Source organism: Paenibacillus phyllosphaerae (genome assembly GCF_014192105.1).
Classification (GTDB): Bacteria; Bacillota; Bacilli; order Paenibacillales; family Paenibacillaceae; genus Paenibacillus_Z; species Paenibacillus_Z phyllosphaerae.
On sequence record NZ_JACHXK010000012.1, the window covers coordinates 15,277 to 41,534 of the forward strand.

Annotated in this window: 23 protein-coding genes; 14 read left to right on the forward strand and 9 right to left on the reverse strand. The window is 52.0% G+C overall.

Features of this window, described 5'->3' with window-relative positions:
- Nucleotides 1–123: 123 nt before the first annotated feature.
- Both FHS18_RS21840 and FHS18_RS21845 read left to right on the forward strand, forming a co-directional pair.
- On the forward strand, nucleotides 124–840 hold the full coding sequence (locus tag FHS18_RS21840; RefSeq protein WP_183602495.1) for a VCBS repeat-containing protein: 717 nt from the start codon (nucleotides 124–126) through the stop codon (nucleotides 838–840).
- A gap of 231 nt (nucleotides 841–1,071) precedes the next feature.
- Nucleotides 1,072–1,599 carry a hypothetical protein gene (locus FHS18_RS21845; RefSeq protein WP_183602496.1) on the forward strand — a complete coding sequence of 176 codons (528 nt, stop codon included), beginning with the start codon at nucleotides 1,072–1,074 and terminating at the stop codon, nucleotides 1,597–1,599.
- Nucleotides 1,600–1,704: 105 nt separating this feature from the next.
- Here FHS18_RS21845 and FHS18_RS21850 read toward each other — a convergent pair whose 3' ends face one another.
- From FHS18_RS21850 to FHS18_RS21860, 3 genes are all read right to left on the reverse strand, one after another.
- Nucleotides 1,705–3,072, reverse strand: coding sequence for an ABC transporter substrate-binding protein (locus tag FHS18_RS21850; RefSeq protein WP_183602497.1), 1,368 nt, complete (start codon nucleotides 3,070–3,072; stop codon nucleotides 1,705–1,707).
- Nucleotides 3,073–3,190: 118 nt separating this feature from the next.
- Nucleotides 3,191–4,792, reverse strand: a complete 1,602-nt coding sequence (locus FHS18_RS21855) for a response regulator (protein ID WP_183602498.1) — start codon at nucleotides 4,790–4,792, stop codon at nucleotides 3,191–3,193.
- On the reverse strand, nucleotides 4,770–6,587 hold the full coding sequence (locus FHS18_RS21860) for a sensor histidine kinase (RefSeq protein WP_183602499.1): 1,818 nt from the start codon (nucleotides 6,585–6,587) through the stop codon (nucleotides 4,770–4,772). Before FHS18_RS21860 ends, FHS18_RS21855 begins: the two co-directional genes overlap by 23 nt.
- A gap of 180 nt (nucleotides 6,588–6,767) precedes the next feature.
- Between FHS18_RS21860 and FHS18_RS21865 the strand changes: the two genes are divergently transcribed.
- The 5 genes from FHS18_RS21865 (at nucleotide 6,768) to FHS18_RS21885 (ending at nucleotide 13,338) form a co-directional block, all read left to right on the forward strand.
- Nucleotides 6,768–7,658, forward strand: a complete 891-nt coding sequence (locus FHS18_RS21865) for a carbohydrate ABC transporter permease (RefSeq protein ID WP_183602500.1) — start codon at nucleotides 6,768–6,770, stop codon at nucleotides 7,656–7,658.
- Between the two features lie 12 nt (nucleotides 7,659–7,670).
- Nucleotides 7,671–8,495, forward strand: a complete 825-nt coding sequence (locus FHS18_RS21870) for a carbohydrate ABC transporter permease (protein WP_183602501.1) — start codon at nucleotides 7,671–7,673, stop codon at nucleotides 8,493–8,495.
- A 101-nt stretch (nucleotides 8,496–8,596) separates the two neighbouring features.
- Nucleotides 8,597–10,600: a beta-galactosidase gene (locus tag FHS18_RS21875; RefSeq protein WP_183602502.1), complete on the forward strand. Its 2,004-nt coding sequence runs from the start codon at nucleotides 8,597–8,599 to the stop codon at nucleotides 10,598–10,600.
- 182 nt (nucleotides 10,601–10,782) lie between these two features.
- Nucleotides 10,783–12,522 (forward strand): ABC transporter transmembrane domain-containing protein, encoded by a 1,740-nt coding sequence (locus FHS18_RS21880; RefSeq protein ID WP_183602503.1) that lies wholly within the window; start codon nucleotides 10,783–10,785, stop codon nucleotides 12,520–12,522.
- A 207-nt stretch (nucleotides 12,523–12,729) separates the two neighbouring features.
- Nucleotides 12,730–13,338 (forward strand): DedA family protein, encoded by a 609-nt coding sequence (locus FHS18_RS21885; RefSeq protein ID WP_183602504.1) that lies wholly within the window; start codon nucleotides 12,730–12,732, stop codon nucleotides 13,336–13,338.
- Nucleotides 13,339–13,421: 83 nt separating this feature from the next.
- On the opposite strand, the gene FHS18_RS21890 is transcribed toward FHS18_RS21885, so the two are convergent.
- Nucleotides 13,422–14,243 (reverse strand): DUF2935 domain-containing protein, encoded by an 822-nt coding sequence (locus FHS18_RS21890; protein WP_221401420.1) that lies wholly within the window; start codon nucleotides 14,241–14,243, stop codon nucleotides 13,422–13,424.
- Nucleotides 14,244–14,478: 235 nt separating this feature from the next.
- On the opposite strand from FHS18_RS21890, the gene FHS18_RS21895 reads away from it, so the two are divergent.
- The gene (locus FHS18_RS21895) at nucleotides 14,479–14,817 is read left to right on the forward strand and encodes a hypothetical protein (RefSeq protein ID WP_183602505.1); all 339 of its coding nucleotides are present in this window, start codon (nucleotides 14,479–14,481) and stop codon (nucleotides 14,815–14,817) included.
- A 103-nt stretch (nucleotides 14,818–14,920) separates the two neighbouring features.
- On the opposite strand, the gene FHS18_RS21900 is transcribed toward FHS18_RS21895, so the two are convergent.
- The gene (locus tag FHS18_RS21900) at nucleotides 14,921–16,159 is read right to left on the reverse strand and encodes a CynX/NimT family MFS transporter (protein WP_183602506.1); all 1,239 of its coding nucleotides are present in this window, start codon (nucleotides 16,157–16,159) and stop codon (nucleotides 14,921–14,923) included.
- Nucleotides 16,160–16,168: 9 nt separating this feature from the next.
- Nucleotides 16,169–16,861 (reverse strand): FadR/GntR family transcriptional regulator, encoded by a 693-nt coding sequence (locus FHS18_RS21905; RefSeq protein ID WP_425497313.1) that lies wholly within the window; start codon nucleotides 16,859–16,861, stop codon nucleotides 16,169–16,171.
- Between the two features lie 158 nt (nucleotides 16,862–17,019).
- On the opposite strand from FHS18_RS21905, the gene FHS18_RS21910 reads away from it, so the two are divergent.
- On the forward strand, nucleotides 17,020–17,466 hold the full coding sequence (locus tag FHS18_RS21910; RefSeq protein ID WP_183602508.1) for an Lrp/AsnC family transcriptional regulator: 447 nt from the start codon (nucleotides 17,020–17,022) through the stop codon (nucleotides 17,464–17,466).
- Between the two features lie 144 nt (nucleotides 17,467–17,610).
- Here FHS18_RS21910 and FHS18_RS21915 read toward each other — a convergent pair whose 3' ends face one another.
- Entirely contained in the window at nucleotides 17,611–19,161 is a 1,551-nt protein-coding gene (locus FHS18_RS21915; protein WP_183602509.1) for an acetamidase/formamidase family protein, read from the reverse strand.
- 290 nt (nucleotides 19,162–19,451) lie between these two features.
- Between FHS18_RS21915 and FHS18_RS21920 the strand changes: the two genes are divergently transcribed.
- Nucleotides 19,452–20,393: a hypothetical protein gene (locus tag FHS18_RS21920; RefSeq protein WP_183602510.1), complete on the forward strand. Its 942-nt coding sequence runs from the start codon at nucleotides 19,452–19,454 to the stop codon at nucleotides 20,391–20,393.
- A gap of 70 nt (nucleotides 20,394–20,463) precedes the next feature.
- Entirely contained in the window at nucleotides 20,464–20,712 is a 249-nt protein-coding gene (locus FHS18_RS21925) for an NHLP leader peptide family RiPP precursor (RefSeq protein ID WP_183602511.1), read from the forward strand.
- On the opposite strand, the gene FHS18_RS21930 is transcribed toward FHS18_RS21925, so the two are convergent.
- Both FHS18_RS21930 and FHS18_RS21935 read right to left on the reverse strand, forming a co-directional pair.
- Nucleotides 20,709–22,598 carry a sensor histidine kinase gene (locus tag FHS18_RS21930; RefSeq protein ID WP_183602512.1) on the reverse strand — a complete coding sequence of 630 codons (1,890 nt, stop codon included), beginning with the start codon at nucleotides 22,596–22,598 and terminating at the stop codon, nucleotides 20,709–20,711. The genes FHS18_RS21925 and FHS18_RS21930 overlap by 4 nt on opposite strands.
- 212 nt (nucleotides 22,599–22,810) lie before the next feature.
- Entirely contained in the window at nucleotides 22,811–23,269 is a 459-nt protein-coding gene (locus FHS18_RS21935; RefSeq protein ID WP_183602513.1) for an Lrp/AsnC family transcriptional regulator, read from the reverse strand.
- 165 nt (nucleotides 23,270–23,434) lie between these two features.
- Between FHS18_RS21935 and FHS18_RS21940 the strand changes: the two genes are divergently transcribed.
- The 3 genes from FHS18_RS21940 to FHS18_RS21950 all read left to right on the forward strand — a co-directional run bounded on the left by FHS18_RS21940 (nucleotide 23,435) and on the right by FHS18_RS21950 (nucleotide 26,122).
- Nucleotides 23,435–24,058 carry a YitT family protein gene (locus FHS18_RS21940; RefSeq protein ID WP_183602514.1) on the forward strand — a complete coding sequence of 208 codons (624 nt, stop codon included), beginning with the start codon at nucleotides 23,435–23,437 and terminating at the stop codon, nucleotides 24,056–24,058.
- 196 nt (nucleotides 24,059–24,254) lie between these two features.
- Nucleotides 24,255–24,845: a TetR/AcrR family transcriptional regulator gene (locus FHS18_RS21945; RefSeq protein WP_183602515.1), complete on the forward strand. Its 591-nt coding sequence runs from the start codon at nucleotides 24,255–24,257 to the stop codon at nucleotides 24,843–24,845.
- Between the two features lie 74 nt (nucleotides 24,846–24,919).
- Nucleotides 24,920–26,122, forward strand: a complete 1,203-nt coding sequence (locus FHS18_RS21950) for an MFS transporter (protein ID WP_183602516.1) — start codon at nucleotides 24,920–24,922, stop codon at nucleotides 26,120–26,122.
- Nucleotides 26,123–26,258 lie beyond the last annotated feature (136 nt).

The window sequence follows — 26,258 nt, forward strand, 5'->3', positions numbered from 1 at the left end:
GCCTCGGCGCTGCTCCCTATTCTCATTGAAGCTAGTCTGTCAAATGAACAACGAAACCTGTAGCAAACTCCGTATTCGCCCATACGATGTAGAGAACATCATATCGGTATAAAGGAGAATCATATGTATCATTACTATAGGGCGATTACGACTGAACCAAGTATTGTCTCTTTTGCCACAGGAGATGTAACCGGTGACGGAATCGCCGATTATGTCTATCTCACGGGGATCCGAACGGAGGGTAGTCCTTTTATACAGGGGATTAGTCTGGTCGTACGGGATGGCGCCAACGGCCATGTGACCCATGTACCGCTTAAAGATAACGCGGGATATAATCCAAGATTATTTCTAGGCGACTTCACCGGGAACAAAATCAATGATATTTTGATCAGCATCGATTCCGGCGGCAGCGGGGGAATGATGTACCACTATATCTATTCGTTCGTCAATAATAAACCGCTGTTGATGTTCGACTTTAATTTATACAACGAGACCTATAAATACGAGGTTACTTATAAGGATGACTACAAAGTCGAGGTCGTTAGCAAGGCGAACAATGTGAAATATACGATTGATCTTACTTACAAGGGCTCTGATTATTTAAGCGAGATCTATGATGAGAACGGGAAGCTGAAGCAGCCTATCAGCGGGTTCGTGAATCCGCTAAGCGGATTGTATCCCGTGGATTTCGACGCCAACCAAGTCTATGAGCTGCTGGCCTACCAAAGGATCGCCGGGAGATATAACGCAGACGGTCTCGGATACATCTTGAACACGTTAGCTTGGAGAGAGAACAACTTTGTTCTGGGGAACCAGAACGTAGCTATTAATGGCGCGTAACCTGTTATTGCGAAGCGGCATTCCAAGGCGATATTTTCTCGTCCGGAATGCCGCTGTTTTGCATAGGGCAGGACAAGCAAATGCCAATAAGTCCAAGCAAAATCTCTCATTGGTCATAAACTCTATTACGAGGAAGGAGGTGAATGATGTCCGCAATTCAAACCGTCTTGAATTATACAGGGGCCGTATATTCAACCAGTTATAGAATAGGTTTAGGAAAGAGGTGATAGAATGGCTGTTTTCTCTACGGGTATGCTCCCTGGAGTTCCAGGGATGACAGGGCAATTCGGCGATATTGACTGTTTCATCCTGAATCTGAACGCAATACCAAGCCGCGTATTGATTCAAATCGTCGATTGGCGTGATAAAGTTCTTTTAATTAACGAGTCGTTCGTTATACCCGCCAATAGCGAATTGCCGGTTGGTTTTGGCTTTGCTAATCTTCACATCCATGAAGTTCGGGTTACGGTTAATTTGTCTCGCAACGTGATCGTCAATATATTCTCTACTGTGCCCAATTCCAGGACGCAAATTTTGAATCGCCAATTAACCGAGGTTTTGACTCCGCTTACGGTGCCTCCCGCCACTAGTAATAGCAGGGTTAAAGTCGTTCGAGCCAATAAAGGGACGGCTAGTATCATTCGAAGTCGGAACAGTAACGCTACGATCAAACGAGGTAAGAATAGCGAGGCTACTATTTTTCGAGGTAAAAACGTGCCCAAGCCATCCAAGAAGAGCAAACGAATGGGCACAAACTAAAAGGTCCCGTAGGAAGGGATCTGCATGGAGAGGCGCGCAGTAAGGGACAAGTATGGACGATCACAAAGAAAAAACGGCTGCCATTATTCGGCAGCCGTAGACGTTCTATTGATTGTCAATCGCAGTTTGGAGCGCTTGGACGAGTTCTTCTCCGCTCATGCTGGTGCTGAAGAACTTGCCGAATACATTTTGCGTATCATCTTTGAATTTCGGCGTTCCGTAGTCGGTGACGAAAGCTCCCGGCGAAGACGTAGCATTCAGCAGAATGTCCGTAAGTTTCTTCTGCGTTTCGCTTTCGTTACCGGTCAATTCATACTTCTGGGCCGGAACGGCTGCGCCTGTGTCCCATGCCGATTTTGCCCACTGATTGGCTTGGAACAGATAATCGAGGAACTTCTTCGCTTCTTCCGGGTGCTCGGAGCTGTTGACCAGCGCGTAGCCGCCGCCATTCCAGGCAAGCAGATCCGTTACTTTGGCTTTGCCGTCTTCGGCAATCGGGAATTCGACGACGCCTAGATTGCTGCGGAATTCGGCCGGCAGGCTTTCGTTGGTCGCCATACCAGCTTCCCACGAGCCCATGAACCACATAGCGGCCCGGCCTTGGGTGAACAGGTTTTGCGATGCGCCGTAGTCCGCGGTCATGAAGCCGTCCTGGAATAATCCGGTTTCGCGTAGCTGAGCCATGTACTGCCCTGCTTTCAGGAAGCTCTCGTCATCGCTGAGCTTGATCTTCTTGTCGACCGCGTCCAGGAAGAGATTGAAGTCCCCGCTATAACGCTGGGCAATGAATTGATAGAGGCCGCCGAAGCTCCAGAGGTCCTTGCCGTTAATGGACATCGGGATAATGTTCTTGTCTTGGAACGCTTTCGCGGCATCGAGCAGCTCGGCGAACGTCGTCGGCACTTTGACGCCATTGTCTTCGAACAGCTTCTTGTTATAGTAGATGACTTCATAGTCGCTATTACGCGGCAGTCCGTATAGTTTGTCATTGAACGTGAACGATTTGTAGACGCCCGGCAGGAAGTTGTACGTATCGCTCTCATAATCCGCAGGATTCAACTCTTTTACATATTCCGCCTGGACAAGGGTATTCAGCTCGGCTCCGCCGTGCACCATCGTCAGGTCGATCGGCTCGTTGGAGGCCATATACGCTTTGAGCTTATTCTTGAAAGGCTCCTCCGCCAGCGCTTCGACTTCGATTTTCACGTTCGGGTTTTCTTTCATATAATTATCGATGACCATCTGTTCGGCAAGCCCTTGTCCGGACTTACGGTCGGGAAGGTTCGAGAACAGCCGCAGCGTGACGGCTTCGGCCGAGTTGCCTGACGCGTTCGCGGATGCCGCATTCTCTGTATCGCCGCCGGCAGCATTCGAAGCGTTATCGGAGCTATTGCCGCCGCAAGCGGTTAACGCCATTACGGCTGCAAGGGTCAAAGGTACACCTACGCGGCGCGACCAATTCTTTTTAGACATTCCAAGTCCCCCTAAATTCGTGTTATGAACTATCGATGAAGTTCTTATGTGTAGGATAACAAAGCGCCTATAGGGTCGTAAGTAGAGAAAAGATGACGTAGGTGTGGAAATATCGAAATTAACGCATCGTTGTATTTCGGAATTGCTTGGGCGTCATTCCCGTATAGCGTTTGAACACCTGGAAGAAATATTTCTCGTCGCTGTATCCGACCTCGAAGGCGATGTCCATAATTCGCCGGCTCGGATCTTTCAGAAACTCGCAAGCATGCTCGATGCGAACCTGGTGCAGGAAGTCGAGGAAGCTCATCTTCAGATGCTGCTTGAAGAGCGAGCTGACGTAGCCCGGCGTAATGAACACTTCATTCGCGATAATCTCGCGATTAATATCTTGGTTATAGTTGGCGCGGATATAGTTCAGCACGTTATCGAGAAGCTTGTTGCCTTGTTTCCGGTCATTGAGCTGCTCGCCGATGCGCAAGGCCGTCTGCAGCAATTCGTTATGAATATGCTCCACGTTGGACTTCGCCAGCTTATGCGTCATTTCCTCGAGCTGGTGGCCGAAGAAGTCGTTGACGTTCAGATCTTTGTCGATGCATAGGCGGTAGAGGGCAAAATATAACGAGAAGCTAAACTTCATGACAAGGTCCTTCGAATGCTTCTCGCCCAGCAGCGTCTGGCGGAACAGCTCGATGTTGCTCCGGATCGTCGCCGCTTCGCCGGTGAGGACGGCGTGCAGAATCATTTTCTCCAGCTCGATCGGGTAGGTGGACTCGGCAGGCTCGACGTCGAGCAGTTCTTCATAGTTGATGATTTTGCCCGGCCCCATGAAGAATTGCGTGTCCAATGCGCTGGTCGCCGTCAGAAAAGTGGTGCGCAGCTGATCGATCTTCTTGTCGACCCGGCCGATCGCGATCGAGACGCTGAGCTTCAAATAATGTTTGGCGTTATCTCGCAACTGTTCCATGTGCGGCAGGATGTGAGCGACTTCTTGCTCCCGGTCACAGTTGAGAATAACGACGATATCGTCCTGATCCTCGAAAGCCGCGCAGGTGCCCGCGACGGAGAGGGTCTCTTCGGCGATGTTCTTGAGCCCGTACTTCAGCAGCTCGTTCTCGAATGTGCTGTATTCGCTTTGCTTCGCTGCGTCTTGATCGATCTGGATCCGTCCGATGCCGAAGTAGGGCTCAGGGAACGATAGACCGCTTAATTCCAACGTGCCGAGCAGCTTGCCGTAGGGGACATCCTCGGCGACGACGAGCCGGCTTAGCGCATTATCCTTGAGCAAAGGCAGACTCTCCCGGAAACCCGCCGTAAGACGCTCCATCACCATGCGCTGCTTGTTCGCCGCGTAAATTTCCTCGGTCAGCTTGAGCACCGTCCCGAGAATCTCCTGCCGGCGGCTCGGCTTCAATAAGTAATCGCTGGCCCCCAGCGTGAGCGCCTTCTTCGCGTAATTGAAATCATCGTAACCGCTCATAATAATCGATTTGATATGCGGGTAATGCTCCCGCAAATATTCGATGAGACGCAAGCCGTCCATTTCCGGCATCCGAATGTCGGTCAGCACGATATCGACCTGATGCTCTTTCAACAACTCCAACGCTTCTACGCCATCGCGGGCCTCCGCCACGATCCGGATTCCATGTTCCTGCCAATCGATTAAGGTCCGGACCCCGTAGCGGGCTCTCTCCTCATCATCAACGATCATTAAGTGGATCATATGCTGCCTCCTGGTTTTCCGTCATGATGGGAATTTTCAGTTCGACTTTGGTGCCTTGACCGGGTTGGCTCGTGTAGGTCAGGTTGTACTGATCGTTATAGTAGTGACGAAGCCGCTGAATAATGTTCTGAATGGCGTATCCGCCTGTTTCGTGCGACGTGTACACATCGGTCTCTTGCTTCAGCTTCGTAATCTCCTGAAGGGTCTCGTCGCTCATCCCGATGCCATTGTCCGTAACGGTGAAGTGAACGTAACCGTCCGCGAGCCAGCCGTCGATATGCACATATCCGCCTTCCCGTTTGCGCTCGATGCCGTGAATGAGGGCATTCTCGATGAAGGGCTGCAAGCAAAGCTTCAGGAGAACGTAATGATCGAGCTCTTCCGGAATGTCGATGCGGTAGGTGAGCTTGTCGTTGAAACGCATTTGCTGCAACTGCAAGTACAGCTGGATGAACTCCTTCTCTTTGCCGATGCTGGTAAAGCTCTTCCCTTGGTTCAAGCTAAGCCGGAATAATCGGGACAACGTAATGACCATCTCGCTGATATGCTCTTGGCCTGCGCGCTCGGCTTCCCAGAAGATCATATCGAGCATGTTATAGAGGAAATGCGGATTAATCTGGGACTGCAACGCTTTGAGTTCGGCTTGCCGTTCCTTTAATTGAAGCACGTACGCTTCATCCACCAGCGTCTTGATGCTCGCGACCATCCGATTGTAGCCCTGGCCGAGCAGTCCGATCTCATCCTGATACTTCACCTCGACCCGTTCTTCGAAGTGGCCGTTCTGGAAGCGCCGCATCGAGATGAGCAGCTTCTTCACGGGCGCGGACAGAATGTGGCTGAGCGTCATGCTCAGCGGCAAGCTGAGGAGGATGCACGCCAGGATCACGAGGATGACGAACAATTTGATCGAATCCAATTGCTTCGTTAACAGGCCGATCGGCACGGCATACAGGATGATCCAGCCGCTATCCGTCTTGCTGTACGTCAGCAGCAGTTCTTCTCCCTTGGAGGTCGTAATGACGGAGTCGCTCTGCCGTCCGTTCTTCGTCATGGCCAGCAAGTCGGCGCTATAGAAGTCCATGCCGGCGGATATGAGCGGCGTTCCGCTCTGGTCGAGCACCATGATGCCGTGATCTTCGTCGTACAGGTTCCGCAAGTACTGGTTGCGGATCGTCTGATGGTTGACCCCGACGAAGATAAACCCCAGCTTCTCCCCGTTCAGCGTACTGCGGATGATCCGGCTCATGCCGATCTTTTCTTTGGTGTTGTATTCAATGAACAGATTGTTCTCGTCCGATAGCGGATACCAGTAGGCTGCTCCGTTGCGCCGCGAAGTTTCTTCATAGATGGCGCTGCCGCGGATACGATCGAACGTCCCGGCTCCGCTGCTCCCGTCTTTGGCCACTTGATAGAGAGGGTCGTTCGCCGTCCCGTACAGGGCGATATAATCCGTGCTGCCGGTAATGAGCATTTGGTCCATGATCGATGCGGTCGGACCGGAATACAGGGCGGATTCCAGATCGGATTCCGACAAACGCTGCTGCAGACTCTTCTGTACGACGGAGGAGAGAATGAAGACGGTCACCCAATCCGAGATCGATTTCTGCATGCTGGACAAGTTGCTGTTCACGACCTGCGTGACGGACAAGCTGGACGTGCTGACATTGTCGATAATCTGCGATTTGCTCGTTGTATACGAATAATAGCCTAACGTAACAGAGACCAGTGACGTCATGAGCAGGATGATAATGATGAATTTCTTCTTGATGCTGAGATTGAAAAAGTAGCTGCTCATCGTTAGCCATTTTTCCCTTCATAAATAGATGTAATCCAGTTTAGCTCGCGGTCCGCGATTGTACAAGAAGCGGGACGGAGATGTAGCTATTTCTCAACCTTTTGCATCTTTTCTCTACTTACTCCTTCCGGTCGCCTTGCTATCATAATGCAAAGAGATGATCTTGGAGGGAGATGCACCATGCATAAAGTACTTAACGACAGGCTCGCCATATTTCTATTCGTCTTTCCCGGGCTTGCGTTTTTCGTCTTAACATTCGTCGCGCCGATCATACTAAGCGGCTACTATTCCTTCACGGAGACGCTGGCTCCAGGGACGCCGGTGAAAATGGTAGGCTTCAGCAATTTTACCGAAATCCTATTCCATGACGAGCGCTTCTGGCTCTCCTTGCGGAATGCCTTGCTGCTCGGACTGGGCTTTGTGGTGATACAGCATCCCATCTGTATCTTGTTCGCGATCATGCTGGACCGTATTGGCGGCAAAGCCGAGAAGTGGTTCCGGACGATCTTCTTCATTCCGTGCGTGATTTCCGTCGTCGTCATCTCGAGAATGTGGCTATCCGTACTCGATCCTACATTCGGGATCGCGAATAAAGTATTGGCCTCGATCGGACTGTCCGATCTGCAGCATGCGTGGCTCGGCGATGCCAGCACGGCGCTCGGTTCGCTGCTCAGCATTCTGATCTGGTCAGGTTTCGGATGGGGACTTCTGTTCTACTACGCGGGGGTCAAAGGCATCCCGGCCGATATGTATGAAGCGGCTCGACTGGACGGCGCTTCCGGCTTTAAGCTGCACTGGAGAATTACGGTACCGCTGCTGTCCCCGGTTATTACGGTCCAAATCACGCTTGCGGTCATTACGGCACTGAAGCAGATGGAAACCGTCTTCCTCACCACGAACGGAGGGCCAGGCGATTCCACGCAATTCCTGGCCGTATACCTGTACAATCAGGCGTTCTCGGCCAGCAACTACGGTTATGCGAACGCGATCTCGATCCTGTTCATTCTCGTCTGCTTAATCATCACGTTCGTCTTGAACAAATTGACCAAGAACAAAAATTTGGACTTCTAAGGAGGGTGAAAGATGACAAAATCAAAACGTACCGCACTCTGGATCTTTTTCCTTCTGGTTGCATGCGTCCAGCTCTTCCCGCTCGTATGGCTGACGGACTTTTCCTTGGTCGAATCCAGCGAATTCTTCTCGGAGAAGGTACTCGTCTGGCCGGATTCGATCAAATGGGATAACTATATTAATGCCTGGGTAGACGGCAACTTCCTGCACTACCTGTGGAACAGCGTGTTCGTCTCGTTCGTGACCATCGTGCTTACGGTCATCGTCTCGATCTCCATGGCATATGCCTTCACGCGAATGAACTGGAAGTGGCGTCCATTCTTCTATGCCGTCATTCTTCTCGGCATTATGATTCCGATCCATGCGACGCTGCTGCCGAACTTCTCCATCTTCAAGTCGCTCGGCTTAACGAATTCCTACTGGGGCCTGATTCTTCCTTATACCTCGGTATCGGTACCGTTCAGCACGTTTATCTTGACGGGCTTCATGCGCAGCATTCCGGTTGAGATCGAAGAGTCCGGGGTTATGGACGGAGCGAGCATTTACCGGATCGTATTCCAATTGATCCTTCCGCTGACGATGCCGGCCGTTGTCACGGTTGCCGTTACGACGTTCCTGAATTGCTGGAACGAATTCATTATGGCGTACACTTTCATCAGCGACGAAAGATTCAAAACCTTGCCGTTCTCCGTCATGAACTTCGCGGGTCAATATTCGTCCGATTACGGCTCGCAGTTCGCGGTCATGGTATTGACCTCCATTCCGGCGATTATCATCTACGCCATGTTCAATGAGAAGATTACGAAAGGCGTTATGGCAGGAGCCGTGAAAGGATAAGCGGAGCCTGGGGCCTGGCTAGAACGATAGATTGCCTTTGCCGCAAGTGAGGGTTCACCTGCGGCAACGAATTGGATTTTTACTCGAGGAGGAGAACGGAATTGAACGAGTTGCTATATGGAGTAGCCTATTACGATGAATATATGCCTACCGAACGCTTGGAGACGGATATCGCCATGATGAAGGCGGCAGGGATTAATCTGGTGCGCATCGCGGAATCGACATGGAGCACGCATGAGCCGCAGAACGGCGTATTCGATTTTACCAGCGTAGACCGGGTATTGGACGCGATGTACGAAGCGGGGATCAAAGTCATCGTCGGAACGCCGACCTATGCGGTGCCGACGTGGATGGTGCGCGAGCATCCCGAGGTGCTGGCCGAGACGCCTAAGGGGCTGGGACGATACGGGGCAAGACAGATCATGGATATTACGAGTCCCGTCTATCTGTTCTATGCGGAGAGAATCATTAGGAAGCTTATCGGGCGAGTCTGCGCTCATCCTGCCGTGATCGGTTATCAGATCGATAACGAAACGAAGCACTATCATACGTCCGGTCCCAACGTGCAGCTCCGTTTCGTGAAGTATGTCCGCGAGAAGTTCGGTACGTTAGAGCGGCTGAACAAGGAATTCGGTCTGGACTATTGGAGCAATCGCATCAATAGCTGGGAGGACTTCCCTTCGGTCGTCGGCACCATTAACGGAAGCCTCGGCGCCGAGTTCGCCCGTTTCCAACGCGGGCTGGTAACGGAGTTTCTAGCTTGGCAAGCCGCTATCGTGGGCGAGTATAAGCAGCCGGGCCAGTTCGTCACCCACAACTTCGATTTCGAATGGAGAGGGTACTCATTCGGCGTCCAACCGGACGTGAATCATCTGGAAGCTTCCAAGTCGATCGATATTGCCGGCGTCGATATTTATCATCCGTCGCAGGCGGACCTGACAGGCAAAGAGATTGCCTTCGGAGGGGATTCCACCCGGTCGCTGAAAGGGGCGAATTACTTCGTGCTCGAGACGCAAGCCCAAGCGTTCCCGGATTGGACGCCGTACCCGGGCCAGTTGAGACTGCAAGCCTTCAGTCACGTGGCTTCCGGCGCCAACATGGTCGAATATTGGCATTGGCATTCGATTCATAACTCGTTCGAGACGTATTGGAAAGGGTTGCTCAGCCACGATCTGGGTCCGAACCCTACCTATAATGAAGCAAAAACGGTCGGGGCGGATTTCAGAAGGCTGTCTCCGCAACTGGCGAATCTGCGCAAGACGAATCGAGCGGCCGTGCTCGTCAGCAATGAAGCCTACACGGCTATGGAATGGTTCCCGCTGCCTGGACGCAAATTCAATTATAATGACGTTGTTCGGCTCATGTACGACGCCTTGTATGAGTTAAATATCGAATGCGATGTCATTAACGCCTCCGAAGCCGCGCTCGACAAGTATGACTTGCTCGTCGTGCCGGCGCTATACGCAGCTCCGGACGAGCTTCTCGCGAGACTTAACGAGTATGTCCATAACGGCGGTCATGTCGTCTACACGTTCAAGAGCGGCTTCACCAACGATAACGTTCAGGTGAGAAGCGTAACTCAACCGGGCATGCTAAGCGAAGCGTGCGGAATTCAATATAGTCAATTCGTCGAGCCCAACAATGTTACGTTGAAAGGCGACCCCTTCGAAGTCGGGGCGGAGCATAACCAAGTCCATACCTGGATGGAACTGATCGAACCGACGACGGCGGAAGTATTGGCTTGGTACGACCATCCGCATTGGGGAAGTTATGCCGCTGTAACCGAGAACCGCTACGGACAAGGGAAAGCGACTTATATCGGATGTTTCCCGAGCGCTGCGGTTGCGAGCAAAGTGCTGGAGCGGGCAGCCAAGGCGGCAGGGCTGTGGGGAGCGGACCAAGAAAATCAATTCCCGCTAATCGTCAAATCGGGCGTCAATGATAACGGCCGAACGGTGCGTTTCTATTTCAACTATTCCGATGCATCGCGATCGTTCGTCTACCCGCGTCAGGAAGGCCGCGAATTACTAGCCGGCGATTCGGTCGCGACAGGACAACGAATCGAATTAGCGCGTTGGGGATTCGTCATTATCGAAGAAGGTTAACACGCAGCGTACAAGAGGGGCAGGAATCATCCTGCTCCTTCTTTTATTTGTCTATAGAGGTTTATAAAAATTGTCCAACCATCATCTCCGGTTTGTCCATTGCTGGAATGTATCTGCCGCGTTATATTGCTGATAATGGGAATCATTATCAGTTGAGATTGAACAAGAAAAGAGGTGTTGTCGTGTTTCGCCGTTTTTTCGCTTATTACCGTCCTTATAAAAAGTTATTCCTGCTCGATTTCGGATGCGCGATTCTGGCGGCGCTGCTCGAGCTGGCATTCCCGCTGGCGGTTAACCGGGTGGTCGACGACTTGCTGCCAAGCGGCAATTGGCTATGGATTTTCTATGCTTGCTTGGGGTTGCTCGGCATTTATTTCTTAAGCGCCGCTCTCCATTTTGTCGTGACCTATTGGGGACATAAGCTTGGGATCAACATCGAGTCGGATATGAGAAGGAAGCTGTTCGACCGGGTGCAGAAGCTTAGCTTCGGCTTCTTCGATAAGAATAAGACGGGGCATCTCGTGTCGCGGATGACGAACGATCTGATGGATATCGGGGAGGTCGCCCATCACGGACCGGAGGATCTGTTCATCGCCGTCATGACGCTGGGCGGCGCCTTCGCCATCATGCTCGGCATTAATTGGGAGCTGGCCGTGCTAACTTTCATCATCGTGCCGCTGATGATCTATCTATCCCTCTATTTCAGCCGCAAAATGTCCAGTGCGTTCCACCGCATGTTCACCGATATTGCGGACTACAATGCCCGACTCGAGAATAGCGTTACCGGCATTCGCGTCGTTCAAGCTTACGCGAACGAAGGCTATGAGATGGAACGGTTCGCGCAGCAGAACGAGCGCTTCCGTATAACGAAACTGATTGCCTACCGCATTATGGCTTGGAACTCGTCGATTAGCTTTATTCTCATGAAATTCGTATCGCTGTTCGTGCTGGTGTGCGGCAGCTGGTTCGTCCTTCAAGATCGGATGACGTATGGCGAATTTATCGCTTTCGTCATGCTCTCCAACGTCTTCCTGACTCCGATCAAACAGATCAATTCCGTGATCGAGACCTTCCCGAAAGGGATGGCAGGATTCAAGCGTTATCTGGAGCTGCTGGAGACGGAGCCGGATATTGCCGATTCGCCGCAGGCCAAGTCTGTGGATCGGCTTCGCGGGGATATTGGCTTCCATGGCGTGACCTTCGGCTATGAGGGCAGGCAGCCGACGCTCAAAGATGTGCAGCTGACGATCCGCGCGGGTGAAACGATTGCGCTGGTAGGGCCTTCCGGCGGAGGCAAGACGACGCTATGCAGCTTGCTGCCACGCTTCTATGAGGCGGAGGCCGGGACGATTAAGATTGATGGCATCGATATTCGCGACATTAAGCTGGACTCGCTTCGTTCGCACATCGGCATCGTGCAGCAGGATGTATTCTTGTTCGATGGGACGATACGCGAGAATATTGCTTATGGCAAGCTCGATGCGACCGAGGAGCAGATCATGGAGGCGGCGAGACGTGCCCAGCTAGAGGAGCTCATTCTCTCCCATCCGGAGAAGCTCGACACCATGATAGGCGAGCGCGGCGTCATGCTCTCGGGCGGACAGAAGCAACGGATGTCCATCGCCAGGATGTTCCTGAAGAATCCGCCGATCCTGATCCTGGATGAGGCGACATCCGCGCTCGATACCGAGACGGAAGCGGCTATCCAGTTGGCGCTGTCGGAGCTTTCGCAGGGCCGGACAACGTTGATCATCGCGCATCGGCTGGCGACGATTAAGGAAGCGGATAAGATTGTCGTCATCGCAGACCAAGGGGTTGCCGAGCAGGGGACGCATGAGCAATTGATGGCTGCAGGAGGAGTGTACAGCCGCTTGCAGGGCGTGCAATATGACGCTGGTCCGATTCCAGCCACATCGGCTTAGGTAGCACCGTCATTTAATAGAGAGATAGGATCGTGCTCAACTTTGCTTAATGGCAAGGTGGGCACTTTTTATGTGAAGATCGAATCGAAGGCACAAAATCGCCATGTTTTCGTGAGGATCAAACGGCTTTTCCACGTATAAAGTGCTGTGACCGCGTAACGGTATGAAGCGTGAACGACTTTTAGCGAAAGAAGTGAGTTTGAAGCAATGGAACAGTGGATTATGGAGACGATGAGTAATTTCGGTTATTTGGGCATTTTTTTGTTAATTGCGCTGGAAAATCTATTCCCGCCTCTGCCGTCGGAGTTGATCCTCTCGTTCGGAGGGTTCATGACGACCTCGACGGAGCTCACGATTATTGGCATTATCCTGGCTTCGACAGCCGGTTCGCTAACAGGCGCGATTGCTCTGTACGGACTTGGCCGGCTCATGCCGCTCGAGCGTCAGATCGCTTTCGTTGCCCGTTATGGCAAATTCCTGCGCCTCAAGCCCGATGATATCCGCAAAGCCCACGCATGGTTTGATAAATACGGCATTTGGGCCGTGCTGATCGGCCGGGTCATTCCCCTGATCCGGAGCCTGATCTCCATCCCGGCGGGCAGCACCCGGATGCGGCTGCTCCCATTCCTGCTCTTCACGACGTTAGGATCTCTCGTCTGGAACACATTCCTGGTCACGGTCGGGGCGACCGTCGGCTCCTCATGGGAATCGATCGTCGACTACATGAACGCGTATTCGAGCGTCGTGTACGCGATTATCGCGCTGGTCGGGGCAGGTGCAATCGCGTATATCGTTCGCAGACGGAAGGCTCGTTAACGCGGGACGCAAAGGTTTAATGAATTCTAACCTAGCAAAGAGAAAGAGGCGAACGCCGCAGTTCGCCTCTTTGTTGACGTTGCTTAATGCCAAGCGCTCTGATCCAGATCTTGAGGAGGAATCCCTCTTAAGTGGCTTTCGAACATATCGATAATAGTGAGGAAGTGCTCTGCCTCTCTATATACATGGTCTGCTAGCAATGGATGTATGATGCTCTTGATACGGCAAGCATCTATAAGGTCTCGAGCCGTCTTCTTAAAATCGCGCAGACTTACAACCGAAACGCGGTTCTGGTCTAGAAATTGACTAAGCAAAGGTTGAGTTTGCGACTGTGGGCGCATGGAGCTCAAGTCCTGAGCCTGCCACAGCAACGTATCGAAGTCATGGCTAAAATCTCTAGCTTGCTCGACTAGTTTCCGTTCGGACGGGTCAAGTAAATGTCCTATAAACTTGGCGTGGTCAGCCATGATTTTTAAGAAAAAGACGTTCTCATCGATAATGGCATCCGCCAACGGTTCAAGCTGACCGTTATTCAACTCCGCGAGCCGGTTTCTGAAATAATTGGCCTCCCGGCTTACGTGGTCCACTAGAAGTGGGAAATTATTGGCGCCAGGAAGCTTACAAGTCAGAATCAAGCCCAGTACCTTGCGTTTGAAGACCCATATATGTGAAACCGCATTGTAGACTTCCGCGTTGAACGTCCTGATTTGTTGGGGAGCAGTATTAGCGCTAAATGCGTGTGACTTCGCTTCAATCTGTTCGAAAATCGCATAAAAGGCATTCGCCTCTTGGATGAGTTGCGTATCTTCGCAGCGGAAACCGAGTTTTAGAAACAGGGAATGTTCTTTCATTATTCTTGACCAAAATCTAATTTCATCCAGTGATCGCGCTACAAAAGCATCCAACGAAATCCCCCCTTATTATCGACTTTAGAAAGATATGTCGGGGTCACTTGACTCATGACAGGGTGAATTTGAAATTTGTATTTATATGTGACTGACCAAGATTGACTAGCTTAGCAGCGTATCGTGAGTTGAATTTTTCTGTTCTCATGGGCTTGACCAGTTGTTTCACCACGGTTCGGTGATGGTTATGGTAAGGGAAACGGGGAATTACCCCAGAACGAAGAGGTGAATGACGATGAATGCATTTCTGATTATCGTTGGTGTCACTGTGTTCGTAATTGTCGCCGCCATTCTTATCCGCACAAGCCGTTGGAAAACAGTGTTGACCGCGCCAGGCAATCATGCGGAGGAATTACAGAATAAACATGCCTATTTACACGGACGTGGGATCCGCTCCCGCATCCGCGAGCAAGATGGCCAGCCGGCATCGGGCATTGCCGCCGGCGGGATGCACGCTTCCGGCCAGCATTCAGCCCTGAAACTGCAGGTTCATAAAGATGACGTTCAGCGGGCCAAGGAAGCGCTCGAGGATTACTCGCACGAGCGTCATACATCGAACTCGCCAATATTATAGTTGCAAGCATTTGCGGATTGAATTCCGCTAACGCACAATGGCTGAGCCCCTCCAGGCTCAGCCATTGTGCGTTCTTGATGAAGCTAGCGTTACCATTCCGTAATCAAGCTGAATGAGAATCGGTGGGATGCACGAATCGGTCACGTGCCGCGCCTAATCCGAATGCGAATATGCAGAGGCTGGCGACGATCAGGATCATGAGCGGCAGATTCCAGCCGTGCGTGATGTCATGCAGCCCGCCGAACAGCATCGGGCCGATGGCGGCCATGATGTAGCCGACGGTCTGTGCCATACCGGACAGCTCGGCCGATTCTTGGGCGGTCCGCGTCCGCAAGCTGAAGAAAATCATCGCCAAGCTGAACGAAAAAGCGCCGGCAATGCCAATAATGATTGCCCATAGCGGCACAAGCGCAGTATTTTCCATGAATAATCCGCCGATGCCGATTAGGTACAGGAAAGTGGTTAGCATGACCAGAGGTTTCTGGTTGCGCATGCGTCCGGCTATGATCGGTACGAAGAGCGTGAACGGCAGCATGGAGAATTGAAGAAGAGACAGCATCCATCCGCCTGCATCCTGCGACATTCCGCGGCTGACCAAGATCTCGGGAAGCCAAGCAGCCAGCATATAGAAGATTAACGATTGCAGGCCCATGAAGGCCGTAACCTGCCAAGCGAGTCCGGAACGCCACAAGTTCGGCTTTGCCCCGTTGATGGCAACCGATGCTGCTGCAGTTGTGGATTGTGAAGCGCGCAGGCGCGGAGACCAGCTGATCATCGCGAGGGTAACCAGTATGCCCCAACAGATCAGAGCGCCTTGCCAACCGAAGCCGGCATCCCGAGCGAGGGGAATGCTAATGCCGGATGCCAGAGCTCCGCATAGATTCATAGAGATGGAATAAACGCCTGTCATCAACCCGACTTTATGGGAGAAGTCCCGTTTGACCAGACTCGGAATAAGCACGTTGCAGATGGATATCGCAAGTCCGATCAGGACCGTGCCGGCAAATAAAGTTCCGGCTCCGTGAATCGAGCGGCATAAAGTGCCGATCAGCAGCACGATGAGCGCGCAAAAGATGACCCGTTCCATGCCATAACGTCGCGCTAGCTTGGGAGCAAAAGGCGACATCAGCGCAAAAGCGAGCAAAGGAACCGTCGTCAGCATGCCGGCAACCGTATTGGAAATTCCGGTATACGTCCGAATGTCGCCGATTAGCGGGCCGACCGATGTAATCGGCGCTCGTTGGTTGGCGGCGACCAGTATAATGCCAAGGACGAGCAGCCATCCTTGTTGGGCCAAGTTCGTCTCGACTCGCAAGGGAGCCGAGGAGTGTAGCGGCTTCATGGTTGTTCATTACCCTCTCTGTTGCTGAAAATGTTTCTTCGATTGTTCAATGTAGATGCGTACCGCTTCCGCCGCTTGATTCTCGTACTGCTGCCCGATCGCGTGGAGGAGCGTTTCGTGATTGAGCAAAAAATAGCTGTGCGAGCTAAGCTCCACAACCTCCGAGATGGATTCTTGCACGCCAGCGGTCATATGGTTGTACAGCTCCATGAGCAGGGGATTATGGGAAGCCGCGATGATCGAGCGGTGAAAAGCCATGTCCGATGCGGCATAAGCCGCGTAGTCGCCGTTATGTACGGCCAGCTTGCAAGACGCCAAGCACTGGCGCATCTCTTCCAGATCCTGCTCGGTCCGCCGCGCTGCGGCAAGAATGGCGCCTTCCCGTTCAAGCGCATGCCTGACCTCCAACGTCTGCAATGCATCCGTCCGTTGAACCTTCTTCTGCAGAACGGGGCCGAGAGCGCTGGATGAACATACGTAAGTACCGTCTCCTTGCCTCGTCTTCAGCAGTCCGGTATGGGTTAACGCGCGAATAGCCTCTCTCAGCGTATTGCGGCTGACTTGCAGTTCTTCCATCAGCTCGGGCTCGCTCGGGATCTTCATCCCGACAGGCCATGTGCCGCTTTCAATTAATTGTTCGATCTGCATGGAAGCCTGATCGGCAAGCGACAGGCGACTCGTCTTATGAAGCAATCCGTTCACTTCCTTCAAACGTAGGATGATTGGTTGTTTTGTATCATAACATGGCAGATGCATTTTGAATATAGGGATGAGGCAATTGAGAGGGAGAAGGATAAGCGTACGTACTTGTGGCGACCGTCTTCCCGTTTTTGGTACAATAGCGACTAAGAGGTGAGACCATGCTGGATTCAATCGATAATCACATTTTGCAGCGGCTGGCTCAGAACAGCAGAATATCATATACCGATTTGGCGAAAGAAGTGGGCTTGTCGGGGGTTGCGGTGAAGGAACGCATTGACAGGCTTGTCAATCAAGGGATAATCGAACAGTTCTCGATCGTCATCAGCGCTGAGAAGCTGGGGAAAAAAATATCCGCCTACCTGGAGTTAGAGGTAGAACCTGCCCATCTGGACGAGATCGTCGAAGCGCTGAAAGCCAATGAGCGCGTTGCCGTTCTCTATGAGATGACCGGCCCATGCCTGCTCCATGTCCATATTCTGGTGGAAGATATGGACGAAATGGATCGTTTCATGCATGAATCGATCTATTCGCTCAAAGGGCTCGTTCGCGTCGAAAATCAAATTCTGCTGAAACGCCATAAAAACCAGGACGGCCTCAATATCTGATGCAGTGCCATAAGCAAGAAGAAACCGCCGGTGGCTCGGACTGATCGGCTTGCTGCAACTTGAGTTGTGCAGCCTGCTCTCAGGGAGACCGGCGGTTGTTCTGTTCTCGTTCGAAGTTGCTGTCGTTAACTTGGTACGAACGGATTAATTCGTTTTCGATAACACCGATTGATAGAAGCTTGCAAAATAATCGCTGACCACGGCCTTGCCATCCTTCAGCTGCACGGGAGCCGTCAGTTTGACGGTTGCGCCGTTGTAGGTTCCGGTTGTTGCGCCGATTACCGCGGAAAGCGTGTTGCCGTTATAGCTGATCGAGATCGTTTGCGTTGCGGTCTGCCATCCGACTTTAGCGCCGAAACCTTCAAAGCTGGTACGCAAATTGACCGTTTTCTGCTCCGCTTCCCCGAATTGCCCTTTGCCGATTACGGCGTGTACGCCCCAGTTGCCGTCAACGACTTGCGTAATGCCGAAATCGGTGGACACCGACATGAGGGAGTATGCCTCGTCTTCGCTTAATTCCATCCCTTTCATGAGGAACGCCTTCGCTTTATTCGCCGCATCCTTCATCGCTTTATCGATGGAAGAGTTGTTATAAATGTCTTTTTGCGCATTTTCTCCGAGCTCTTCCAGATAGTTCGCATAGCTGAAGCCATGGACGACCCATTCGTTTTCATTTTCGAGCAGCGGGTAGTTGAGCTCACTTAGCTTGTTGTCCAGATTTGCTTTTTTATGAAGCGTGATCTGAATATCGCCCGTGACCGAGGTCTCGATCGCCGTTCCGTTGAGCTCCGAGTCGCCTTGGCCGGCATGCGGATCGCCTATCGTCAACAGAGCGCCCGATACGGAGACGGGGTAATACATCGTTGCGCCTTCGGTCACGCGCCAATCGTCGATATTGCCGCCGTAGTAGGAAGGAGGGACGGAGTCGACGACATCGGCTTCTTTGGGAGCGACGGCCATCGTGCCGAAGTGCAGTCTGACCGGTACCTTCACGCCTTCAAGCACGTTGAAGTTCTTCTCGATCGTATCGTGGTCGACGATTACGCCCGGATAATCGATGGTCGGATGCACCTTGCCGTCCGGATCCGTCTGCGGCGTCCATCTGTAGCTGTACAGCGCGGTAGCATAATCCGTTACGCCATCCGAATCCATCTCGTAGATGGTGACGACTTCCCGCGTCTTCGGTTCTTCGACCATTTCTCCGTATAAGTAGCCCCAGTTGGCGGCGGCGTTAACGCCGTAAGTCTTGCCTGCATATTCCTCGTTGCCGTTAGGCCGGAGCTTCATATCCAAGATCTTGACTTCCAGCACATCGCCGGGCTCCGCTCCTTCGACGGCGATAGGGCCGGTCATAATATGTACGCCAGGTCCGCGGTCCGCTTCGTGCTTGTCATCGCCTTCCCAGTGGAAAATATCCTCGACGCCGGCATCGCCTTTGATCATTCTTTCATAATCGTCGCCGGAATGATGGGTAATGGCTTCGACCGTTACGATGTCGCCGGAATTGACCGTCAGCACCGGATCGCCTTTGCCGATATTCCCCCAACGCACGTTGTCCGAGTTGGCGGCCAAATAATGCGTTTTGGGTACAGTTGAACCGTTGTTGGTGTCAGCATTTGCGACATAAGCTAATGAATTAAAAGCCAGTAAAGCCGATAATGACAAGCAAACCTTCCGTCCCGTACGTTTCCCCATACGACATTCCCCTTTATGATGTTATATTTTCTAACATGTTAGTGAGTTGAGTATAGCAGAAGGTTTTTGGATTAACAATATAAAGTTTTGTGGTTTTTTAAATTAAGAAAATTAATTTAATTTCGAAATCGGGTTTAAAATATAAATTAAAGTGGGGGGGAGGCCTGAAACTGCGGCGATTACGGATATGTAACAGGCTTACGAACGCCCGTGCAACGGACGAACTATCGAATCGTGCCTGCCAATGCGTATAATAGGTGAAAAGCTAGATGAGGGGCGAAGCGCTGGCAATGGAACAATTTCGTGATGAAGTAGAGCGTATTTTCGCAGAAGCAGCGGAGGAATTAATGGCGCTCCCGGCAGGGCTCCGTGACCGGGGACAGCATCTGTTAACGCTCAGCCATCCGCTGCGGAGCGACGGAGGAGCGAACCGGATCAGTTACATGCTGCCGTTCTGGATGAGGGAAATGACGAATAGCCCGATCGGGATGTGCCGCGATCTGGCGGTCGGTAATATTTACGCGATGCTCCGTTATTTTCTGCTGGATGACGTGATGGACGGCAAGGAGCGAAGTCCAGCGGGGATTCGCGCTTCGTTGGCGCTGGGCCAGCTGCTCGAAGAGCTGTTTAGACAACGATACCAGCGCCATTTGCCGCAGAATATGATGGTGTGGGACTGTTATCGCCGATATGTCGGAGAATGGACAACGGCGGTTTATACGGAGATGGCAGATCCGATCGACCCTAATGATATCGGGCATTTGGCCTGGAAAGCCGCTCCGGTCAAGATCGGCGCAGTCGGACTGTTGGTTCATGCGGGAATGGAGGAGCGAATCCAAGAGGTAGAGCAAGCGGTCGAATTCGCGCTCGCGGCGCTCCAACTATCGGATGATTGGGACGATTGGCAGGAGGATCTTCCATGTCCCAACGGGAATGCGTTCTTGTCGGTCGTACGTGCCCGGCTTCGACTTACGAGCGGTGAAGCGTTGGATGAGCGCACCGTCCGAACGGCGATTTATCACCATGAGGCCGTAGATACGCTTGCGGACATCGCCGAGGGCTATGTTGAGCGGCTGAAGCAGATACCTCATCGACCGGATGGGCTTGCCGCTTTTGCGGCGGCGATTGCAGAGGAGATCCGGGCGGCGGCCCGAAAGGTACAAGTAAACCGAGTAAGCTTAGCTACAGAGGGTGGATTTTCGCGTTTAATGTCGAAATTTGATAATTTATAGGACAAAATGACTATGAAATTGCTACAATGGGTGGAGATACTCCACTTTATTCCTGAAAGGTTGTTGTCTTATGTCCTTCGAGTCCTTAAAAGTACAGATTATTGAGAAAGCATGGAAAGATCCGGAGTTTAAAGCGAAGCTGATCGCCGATCCGAGAAGCGCGCTGCAAGAATCATTCGGCATCACGCTTCCGGAAGGAATCGATCTTCAAGTCGTGGCGGAAACGCCTACAAGCTATGTGTTTGTTATCCCGCCTAATCCGGAAGAACTCGAGGGTTTGGATGGCGAGTCGGGCAACCTCAAATACAATTGGACCTAATCTTGATTTGCCAGAGGGAACCGGATCGTCGCTTCGGTTCCTTTTCCTTTTTCACTGTGGAACACAAGCGTTCCGTTCATCGCTTCAATGATTCGGAAAGTGACCATCAGGCCGAGACCGGTACCTTTGGTCTTGGTCGAGAAATAGGGATTGCCCAGCTTGGCGAGCTGATCTTCGTCCATGCCTAGCCCGTTGTCCGATATGCGGATCACCACCGCGGAGTTTTCCTCGTAAGCGACCACATCGATTGTCCCATCTTCCTGCAAAGATTCAACGCTGTTCTTCAACATATTCATGAAGGCTTGCTTGAATTTGGCCGAACTTCCGATGATCTTCAGATGCTCGGACGCTTCCACATTCAGAATTCCGCCGTGCAGCATGACCATAGGCCGAATAATCGTTTCCATGGTGCTCAATTCCTGTTTGACATCCATCAAGACCATCGTTTCCTGCTCGGGCTTGGCGAATGTCAAATAATCGGTAATAATGCCGGCCGCCCGGTCCAGTTCGTTAATCGCCATACCGTAATAGTTTTTGTTCGCTTCGGTCGCATTGCGGGACAGCAGCTGCAAGAATCCCCTGGTCACCTGAAGCGGATTGCGGATTTCATGCGCAATGGAGGCGGCCAGCTCGCTGATGATCTGCATTCTCTCGGATTGTTGCAGTTGATAATTGTACATCTCCAGTTCCTTGGAGTAAGACAGCAATTTCGAATAGTCGCCGGCGATTCTCCGATTCAGGGCCATGACCAGACAGGCGATCAGAAACACGAGCCCTAGTTTCCACAAGACGAATTCATACACGCCATGACGGAAGAACAGGATGGAGAGATCCGCAATGCCGGAGAGAGCGAGTCCAACGAATCCAATCGAGATAAACATGGAGCTGCGTTCTTTGCGGAAGGCACTCCGAATGGCAAGAATGATGATAAGGACCAGCAGACCCAGAATAACAGGCGCCAGAATCCAGAACGTAAAGAGTTTATACAACCAATAAAAAGAACCGCCGACAATTTTATAAGCAACCATAACGAAGAGGCTCACGCCAAAATAGCCGATGACCCACTTCTCGAACTTCATCAGCCAACTATAGGCTTCCTCGAAGAAACGGATGACGAAGCAGAACAAAGCCGGAAACAGGATCAGCATGAACACGTCGAACAAGAAGAACAACGCAGGTCCATAGTCGGGATAATAATAATAGGGTAATGACGAGTTCGTGACGATCAGTATGCCGGTCGATAAGATAAACAGACTAAGCGTAATGGACGTTCGGGTCAGATTCCGCACGAAAAAACCGGTCGATACGAGCATGATGAAACCGAGGAACGCAATTGCGGCGCCGAGCAGAACATTCGGCAGCATCTTATGAACGTTCGAGGAGGACAAAGCGGTGAATTCGCCGATCCGAACGTCGCTGCCGATACCGGCGCCTTCCTTGGAGACAATGCGGATGTATAGATCAGAAGCCTCCGGCTTGGCATTCAGCGGAATCAACAAGATGTTCGGCTCGAAATCGTAGTCCCGCGATGACTTGTAAACGGGTTGATCGTCTTCGTATACGGTGATGTCAAGGCCGTATAACCGGTTGATATATATTCCTGGGTGCTTGAAGCCGGATGTAGGCGGAATCGAGATGCGCACCCAAGCGCCAGCGGTTCCGCTTGGCAATGTAGTAAGCGGATCATCGATGGCCGAGAATTGCCAGGATAGATGAGAGGGTGGAATAGAGCCAACCGGTTCGGTCTTCTGAATCCAGGCGATGCTCCAATCGGGAATGGTAATTTCGTTCACAGCGTCTTGAGATCTCGTAGAGAGGAATGACATGAAAATAATCGAGATGCTCAATAGCAGAAAAACAATGATCGGTTGACGGAATGTATGCAAGTGAGACCTCCTTGATTGCAAGAGTTATAAACTACCAATTCGACATGATTCGATTCAATCCTGTATAAATTGATAAATTGTTTGGTGGGAAACACGATTCTTTCATGGGTTTAAGGGGCTATGGACCTAATGAGATAGATGTGTTATTCCGCGAAAAACGAAAAGCGATTGCCCGCGCGGGCAATCGCTTTTCGTCTATCGTCTGCAGCCGTTCAGCCGGCGGAATCCGTCTCTTGGTTCGGAAGGATCGGGCGGTAGCCGACCGGGGAAGTGAGCACGATCGAAGTATTGACATGATTGCTGTAATTCATCAGCCGGTCGACGAGATCGCGCAAGCCATCCATGCCGGATACGGCGGCCTTGATTATATAGCCGATATGTCCGGTTACCCGGTGGCATTCGAGGACGTCCTTTTCTAGCGTGATCATCTTTTCCCACTGGCTGGCGGGTACCTTCAGATCGGTGATTTGAATGATAAGGAGCGTGTTGCGGCCGATGGCAGCAGGCGAGACGCGCGCGCTGAAGCCTTCGATGATTCCTTTTTCCTGCAGACGATGCAGCCGCTCGGTTATGCTCGGCCTGCTGAGCGACAATCTCTTCGACAAATCGCTGACGGTAATGCGGGCATCTTCTTGCAGGATCTGCAGCAGGGAGATATCGATCTGATCCATTTCGTAATCACCTTCATAATGAATATGGAATTGCGAAAATATCTTCAAAATGATAACCGTTTAGTCGGATTATCGTGTAGAAAGACATGTGTTTCGGTTATTCCGTATTATATCATGTAAACAACGAAAGAACATGGAAAGCTTGGAAATGGAGGATGAATCATCATGATACGCATCTTGAATATTCTGCTGGGCTGCATGCTTGTCAGCTCAGGGCTGATTATGCTCGGGCATGCCGAGGTTGCGACCGGAGGAACGGCGGGACTTTCCCTGACGCTCAGCTATCTGGTCGATATCCCGTTTGCATGGCTGTTTTTTCTGATCAATATTCCGTTCTACGTTTTCTCCGTTATGCGGATGGGATGGAACTTCACGCTGTTCACGCTGCTCTCCGTCAGTCTCGTCACCGCGATGTCGTCGGTTGATCGGCTGTTGCCGGATTTTGCCGTTAATATGTACGCAGGCACGCTCATCGGCAGCTTGCTGTGCGGATTAGGATTGTCGACGTTGTTCATGAATAAAGCTTCGCTTGGCGGCTCCAACATTCTGGCTTTGTTCCTGCAGCAGCGTTACAAGGCCAACCCGGGTACGGTCAATTTTATTATCGATTCCTGCATTGTTGCGCTCGGCTTCTATTCGGCCGGCATCATACAGGGCATCTTGTCCATCGCATCGGTATTCATCGTCTCCAGCGTAATCAGCTACTTCAAGAAGAGAATATCGGTCGGGAGCCAAAGAACGGTACGAACCGGTCCGCGAGTTGCCTCTCAAGCAGGCGCCAACGGATGATGTAGAGAAAGGACACGAACAAGTGCTTAATCTTGCCGCTGCAAGGTTGAGCGCTTTTTTGCTACGGAACCATACGGAATTTATACCCACCGCAGGCAGTTGCTTCTTGCAAGCAGGCAAATCTCCCCCTATACTGAGTTTGTAGACTGTGTAGTCGGTTAATGGGTGGCAACACGGAAGGGAAGGAGAGCGAGCAATGGCTAGACCTGCTGGAGCGGGGGAACAAACGAAGAAGCGTATTGCGTTAAAGGCCAAATCCCTGTTCGAGCAAAAAGGATATTCGGCTACGACGATGGATGAGATCGTCACGATTGCCGGAACCAGCAAGGGCAGCATCTATTATCACTTCAAGAGCAAGGAGGAGCTATTCCTATACATTCTGGAGCTAACGACAGAGGAATGGCTCGACAAGTGGGCCCGTTCTTCCGAACCGCTGCACACGGCGACAGAGAAGTTATATACGCTGGCTGAGCTATTCGCGACCGATTTCCAGAATCCGCTCATGCGGGCTGCGGAAGAATTCGCCGGCAGTGAATCTGCAGATCCGGACATACACGCCAAATTGCTCGAGATGACGCGCATGCACTATCCGATTCTTCGGCAATTGCTGGAGGAGGGGATGAGCAGCGGGGAATTCGAGCCTATGGAGACGACTGAACTGATGTATATCGTGCTCGGATTGCTGGGCGGCCTGGGCGTTGCGTATTACGACCTTAGCTCAGAACGGATTCTTCCTCTATACCGGAGATCGATCGATATCTTGCTTCGTGGCATTCGGAAGAAGTAGACAGAGAGAGAGATAAATTTTTTTGTTTAATTATTAGACTGACTAGTCGGATTAATAATTAGGGGTGAATAAGCGTGAATCAATTGTTCCGCAATCGGGTCTTCCTGATCATAGCTTCGGTAGACCTCATCCAACAGATGGGCATCTGGGTCCGTAATATGGCGCTGCTGTTCTATGTAATGGAGCAGACCGGCAACGATCCTGTCGCGGTCTCGCTGCTGACCGTATTCGAGTATTTGCCGATCTTCGTCTTCTCGCTGATCGGCGGGACGCTCGCTGACCGCTGGAATCCGAAGTGGACGATGATTATAGGGGATGCGCTCAGCGCCGTATCTGTCGCCGTCATTCTAGCGTTGATCGCGACGGGATGGTGGCAGGCCGTGTTCGCGGCGACGGTCGTATCGGCCGTTATCAGCCAATTCTCGCAGCCTTCGTCTGCCATTATGTTCAAGCGCCATGTCCCGGAAGAGCAGGTGCCGACGGCCATCGGAATGACGCAGAGTCTGTCCTCCTTATTCGTCATCGTAGGTCCCATGATCGGTACGGCGATCTATGGCTGGCTCGGCGTCAACACCTCGCTCGTTATTCTGGTCATCGCCTTCGCCTTCGCCGCGCTTGTTCAACTCGCCCTGCCTGCTTATACGAGAGAGAAGCCGCCCGAAGAGAGCTCCGTATGGAATGAGCTAGTGATGGGGCTGCGGTACGTGGGCGGTCAACGCAATCTGCTGCTCATTACCGGGGTGTTCGCGCTGATCGGTCTCGGATCGGGATTGATCCAGCCGCTGGATGTCTTCTTGATTACCGAACGTCTTGACCTGGATAAAGAGGATCTGCAATGGTTCTACGCGCTCGCGGGACTCGGGATGCTGGTCGGCGGCGGCCTGGCGACAGTCTTCGGCCAGAAGGCGAATGCTCGAACCGTCGTCGTCGCGGCCGTGATCTTCCTTGCGGTGTCGATCGTCGTGGAAGCCTTGTCCGTGTGGGTCCCTGTGACGGCTGCGATGCGGTTCCTGGTCGGCGGAGCGGTGGCCTTCATGCAGATTATCCTAAGCTCGGCATTAATCTCAATCGTCGCGGAGGCTTATATCGGCCGGGTGAATGGAACGATAATGCCTGTTATGATGGCCGGCATCCTAATCGGTTCCGGGCTCTCGGGCATCTTCATGAAGAGCATCGACCTCGTGCCCACGTATGTGCTATCGGCCGTGATTGTGTTCTTGGCCGCTCCGCTCGCGCTGCGGATGAGATTTGAACGGTTGAGCGAAGCCAAACAATAGAAGCGGGAGAAGGGAGTGGCTTGCCGCGGCAGCCGCTCCCTTTATCTTCGGGCGTCTGCCCAAGAGAATTTGCATGCGTGCCGAGCGTAAAGTATGGTGGATGGAGCGGATAATTCCATGCAGGGGAGTGAAGCAA

Excerpts from the sequence above, each read along its gene's own strand:
- FHS18_RS21840 (WP_183602495.1), top strand. The coding sequence starts at position 124 with ATGTATCATTACTATAGGGCGATTACGACTGAACCAAGTATTGTCTCT.
- FHS18_RS21845 (WP_183602496.1), top strand. The coding sequence starts at position 1,072 with ATGGCTGTTTTCTCTACGGGTATGCTCCCTGGAGTTCCAGGGATGACA.
- FHS18_RS21850 (WP_183602497.1), bottom strand. The coding sequence starts at position 3,072 with ATGTCTAAAAAGAATTGGTCGCGCCGCGTAGGTGTACCTTTGACCCTT.
- FHS18_RS21855 (WP_183602498.1), bottom strand. The coding sequence starts at position 4,792 with ATGATCCACTTAATGATCGTTGATGATGAGGAGAGAGCCCGCTACGGG.
- FHS18_RS21860 (WP_183602499.1), bottom strand. The coding sequence starts at position 6,587 with ATGAGCAGCTACTTTTTCAATCTCAGCATCAAGAAGAAATTCATCATT.
- FHS18_RS21865 (WP_183602500.1), top strand. The coding sequence starts at position 6,768 with ATGCATAAAGTACTTAACGACAGGCTCGCCATATTTCTATTCGTCTTT.
- FHS18_RS21870 (WP_183602501.1), top strand. The coding sequence starts at position 7,671 with ATGACAAAATCAAAACGTACCGCACTCTGGATCTTTTTCCTTCTGGTT.
- FHS18_RS21885 (WP_183602504.1), top strand. The coding sequence starts at position 12,730 with ATGGAACAGTGGATTATGGAGACGATGAGTAATTTCGGTTATTTGGGC.
- FHS18_RS21895 (WP_183602505.1), top strand. The coding sequence starts at position 14,479 with ATGAATGCATTTCTGATTATCGTTGGTGTCACTGTGTTCGTAATTGTC.
- FHS18_RS21900 (WP_183602506.1), bottom strand. The coding sequence starts at position 16,159 with ATGAAGCCGCTACACTCCTCGGCTCCCTTGCGAGTCGAGACGAACTTG.
- FHS18_RS21910 (WP_183602508.1), top strand. The coding sequence starts at position 17,020 with ATGCTGGATTCAATCGATAATCACATTTTGCAGCGGCTGGCTCAGAAC.
- FHS18_RS21915 (WP_183602509.1), bottom strand. The coding sequence starts at position 19,161 with ATGGGGAAACGTACGGGACGGAAGGTTTGCTTGTCATTATCGGCTTTA.
- FHS18_RS21920 (WP_183602510.1), top strand. The coding sequence starts at position 19,452 with ATGGAACAATTTCGTGATGAAGTAGAGCGTATTTTCGCAGAAGCAGCG.
- FHS18_RS21925 (WP_183602511.1), top strand. The coding sequence starts at position 20,464 with ATGTCCTTCGAGTCCTTAAAAGTACAGATTATTGAGAAAGCATGGAAA.
- FHS18_RS21935 (WP_183602513.1), bottom strand. The coding sequence starts at position 23,269 with ATGGATCAGATCGATATCTCCCTGCTGCAGATCCTGCAAGAAGATGCC.
- FHS18_RS21940 (WP_183602514.1), top strand. The coding sequence starts at position 23,435 with ATGATACGCATCTTGAATATTCTGCTGGGCTGCATGCTTGTCAGCTCA.
- FHS18_RS21945 (WP_183602515.1), top strand. The coding sequence starts at position 24,255 with ATGGCTAGACCTGCTGGAGCGGGGGAACAAACGAAGAAGCGTATTGCG.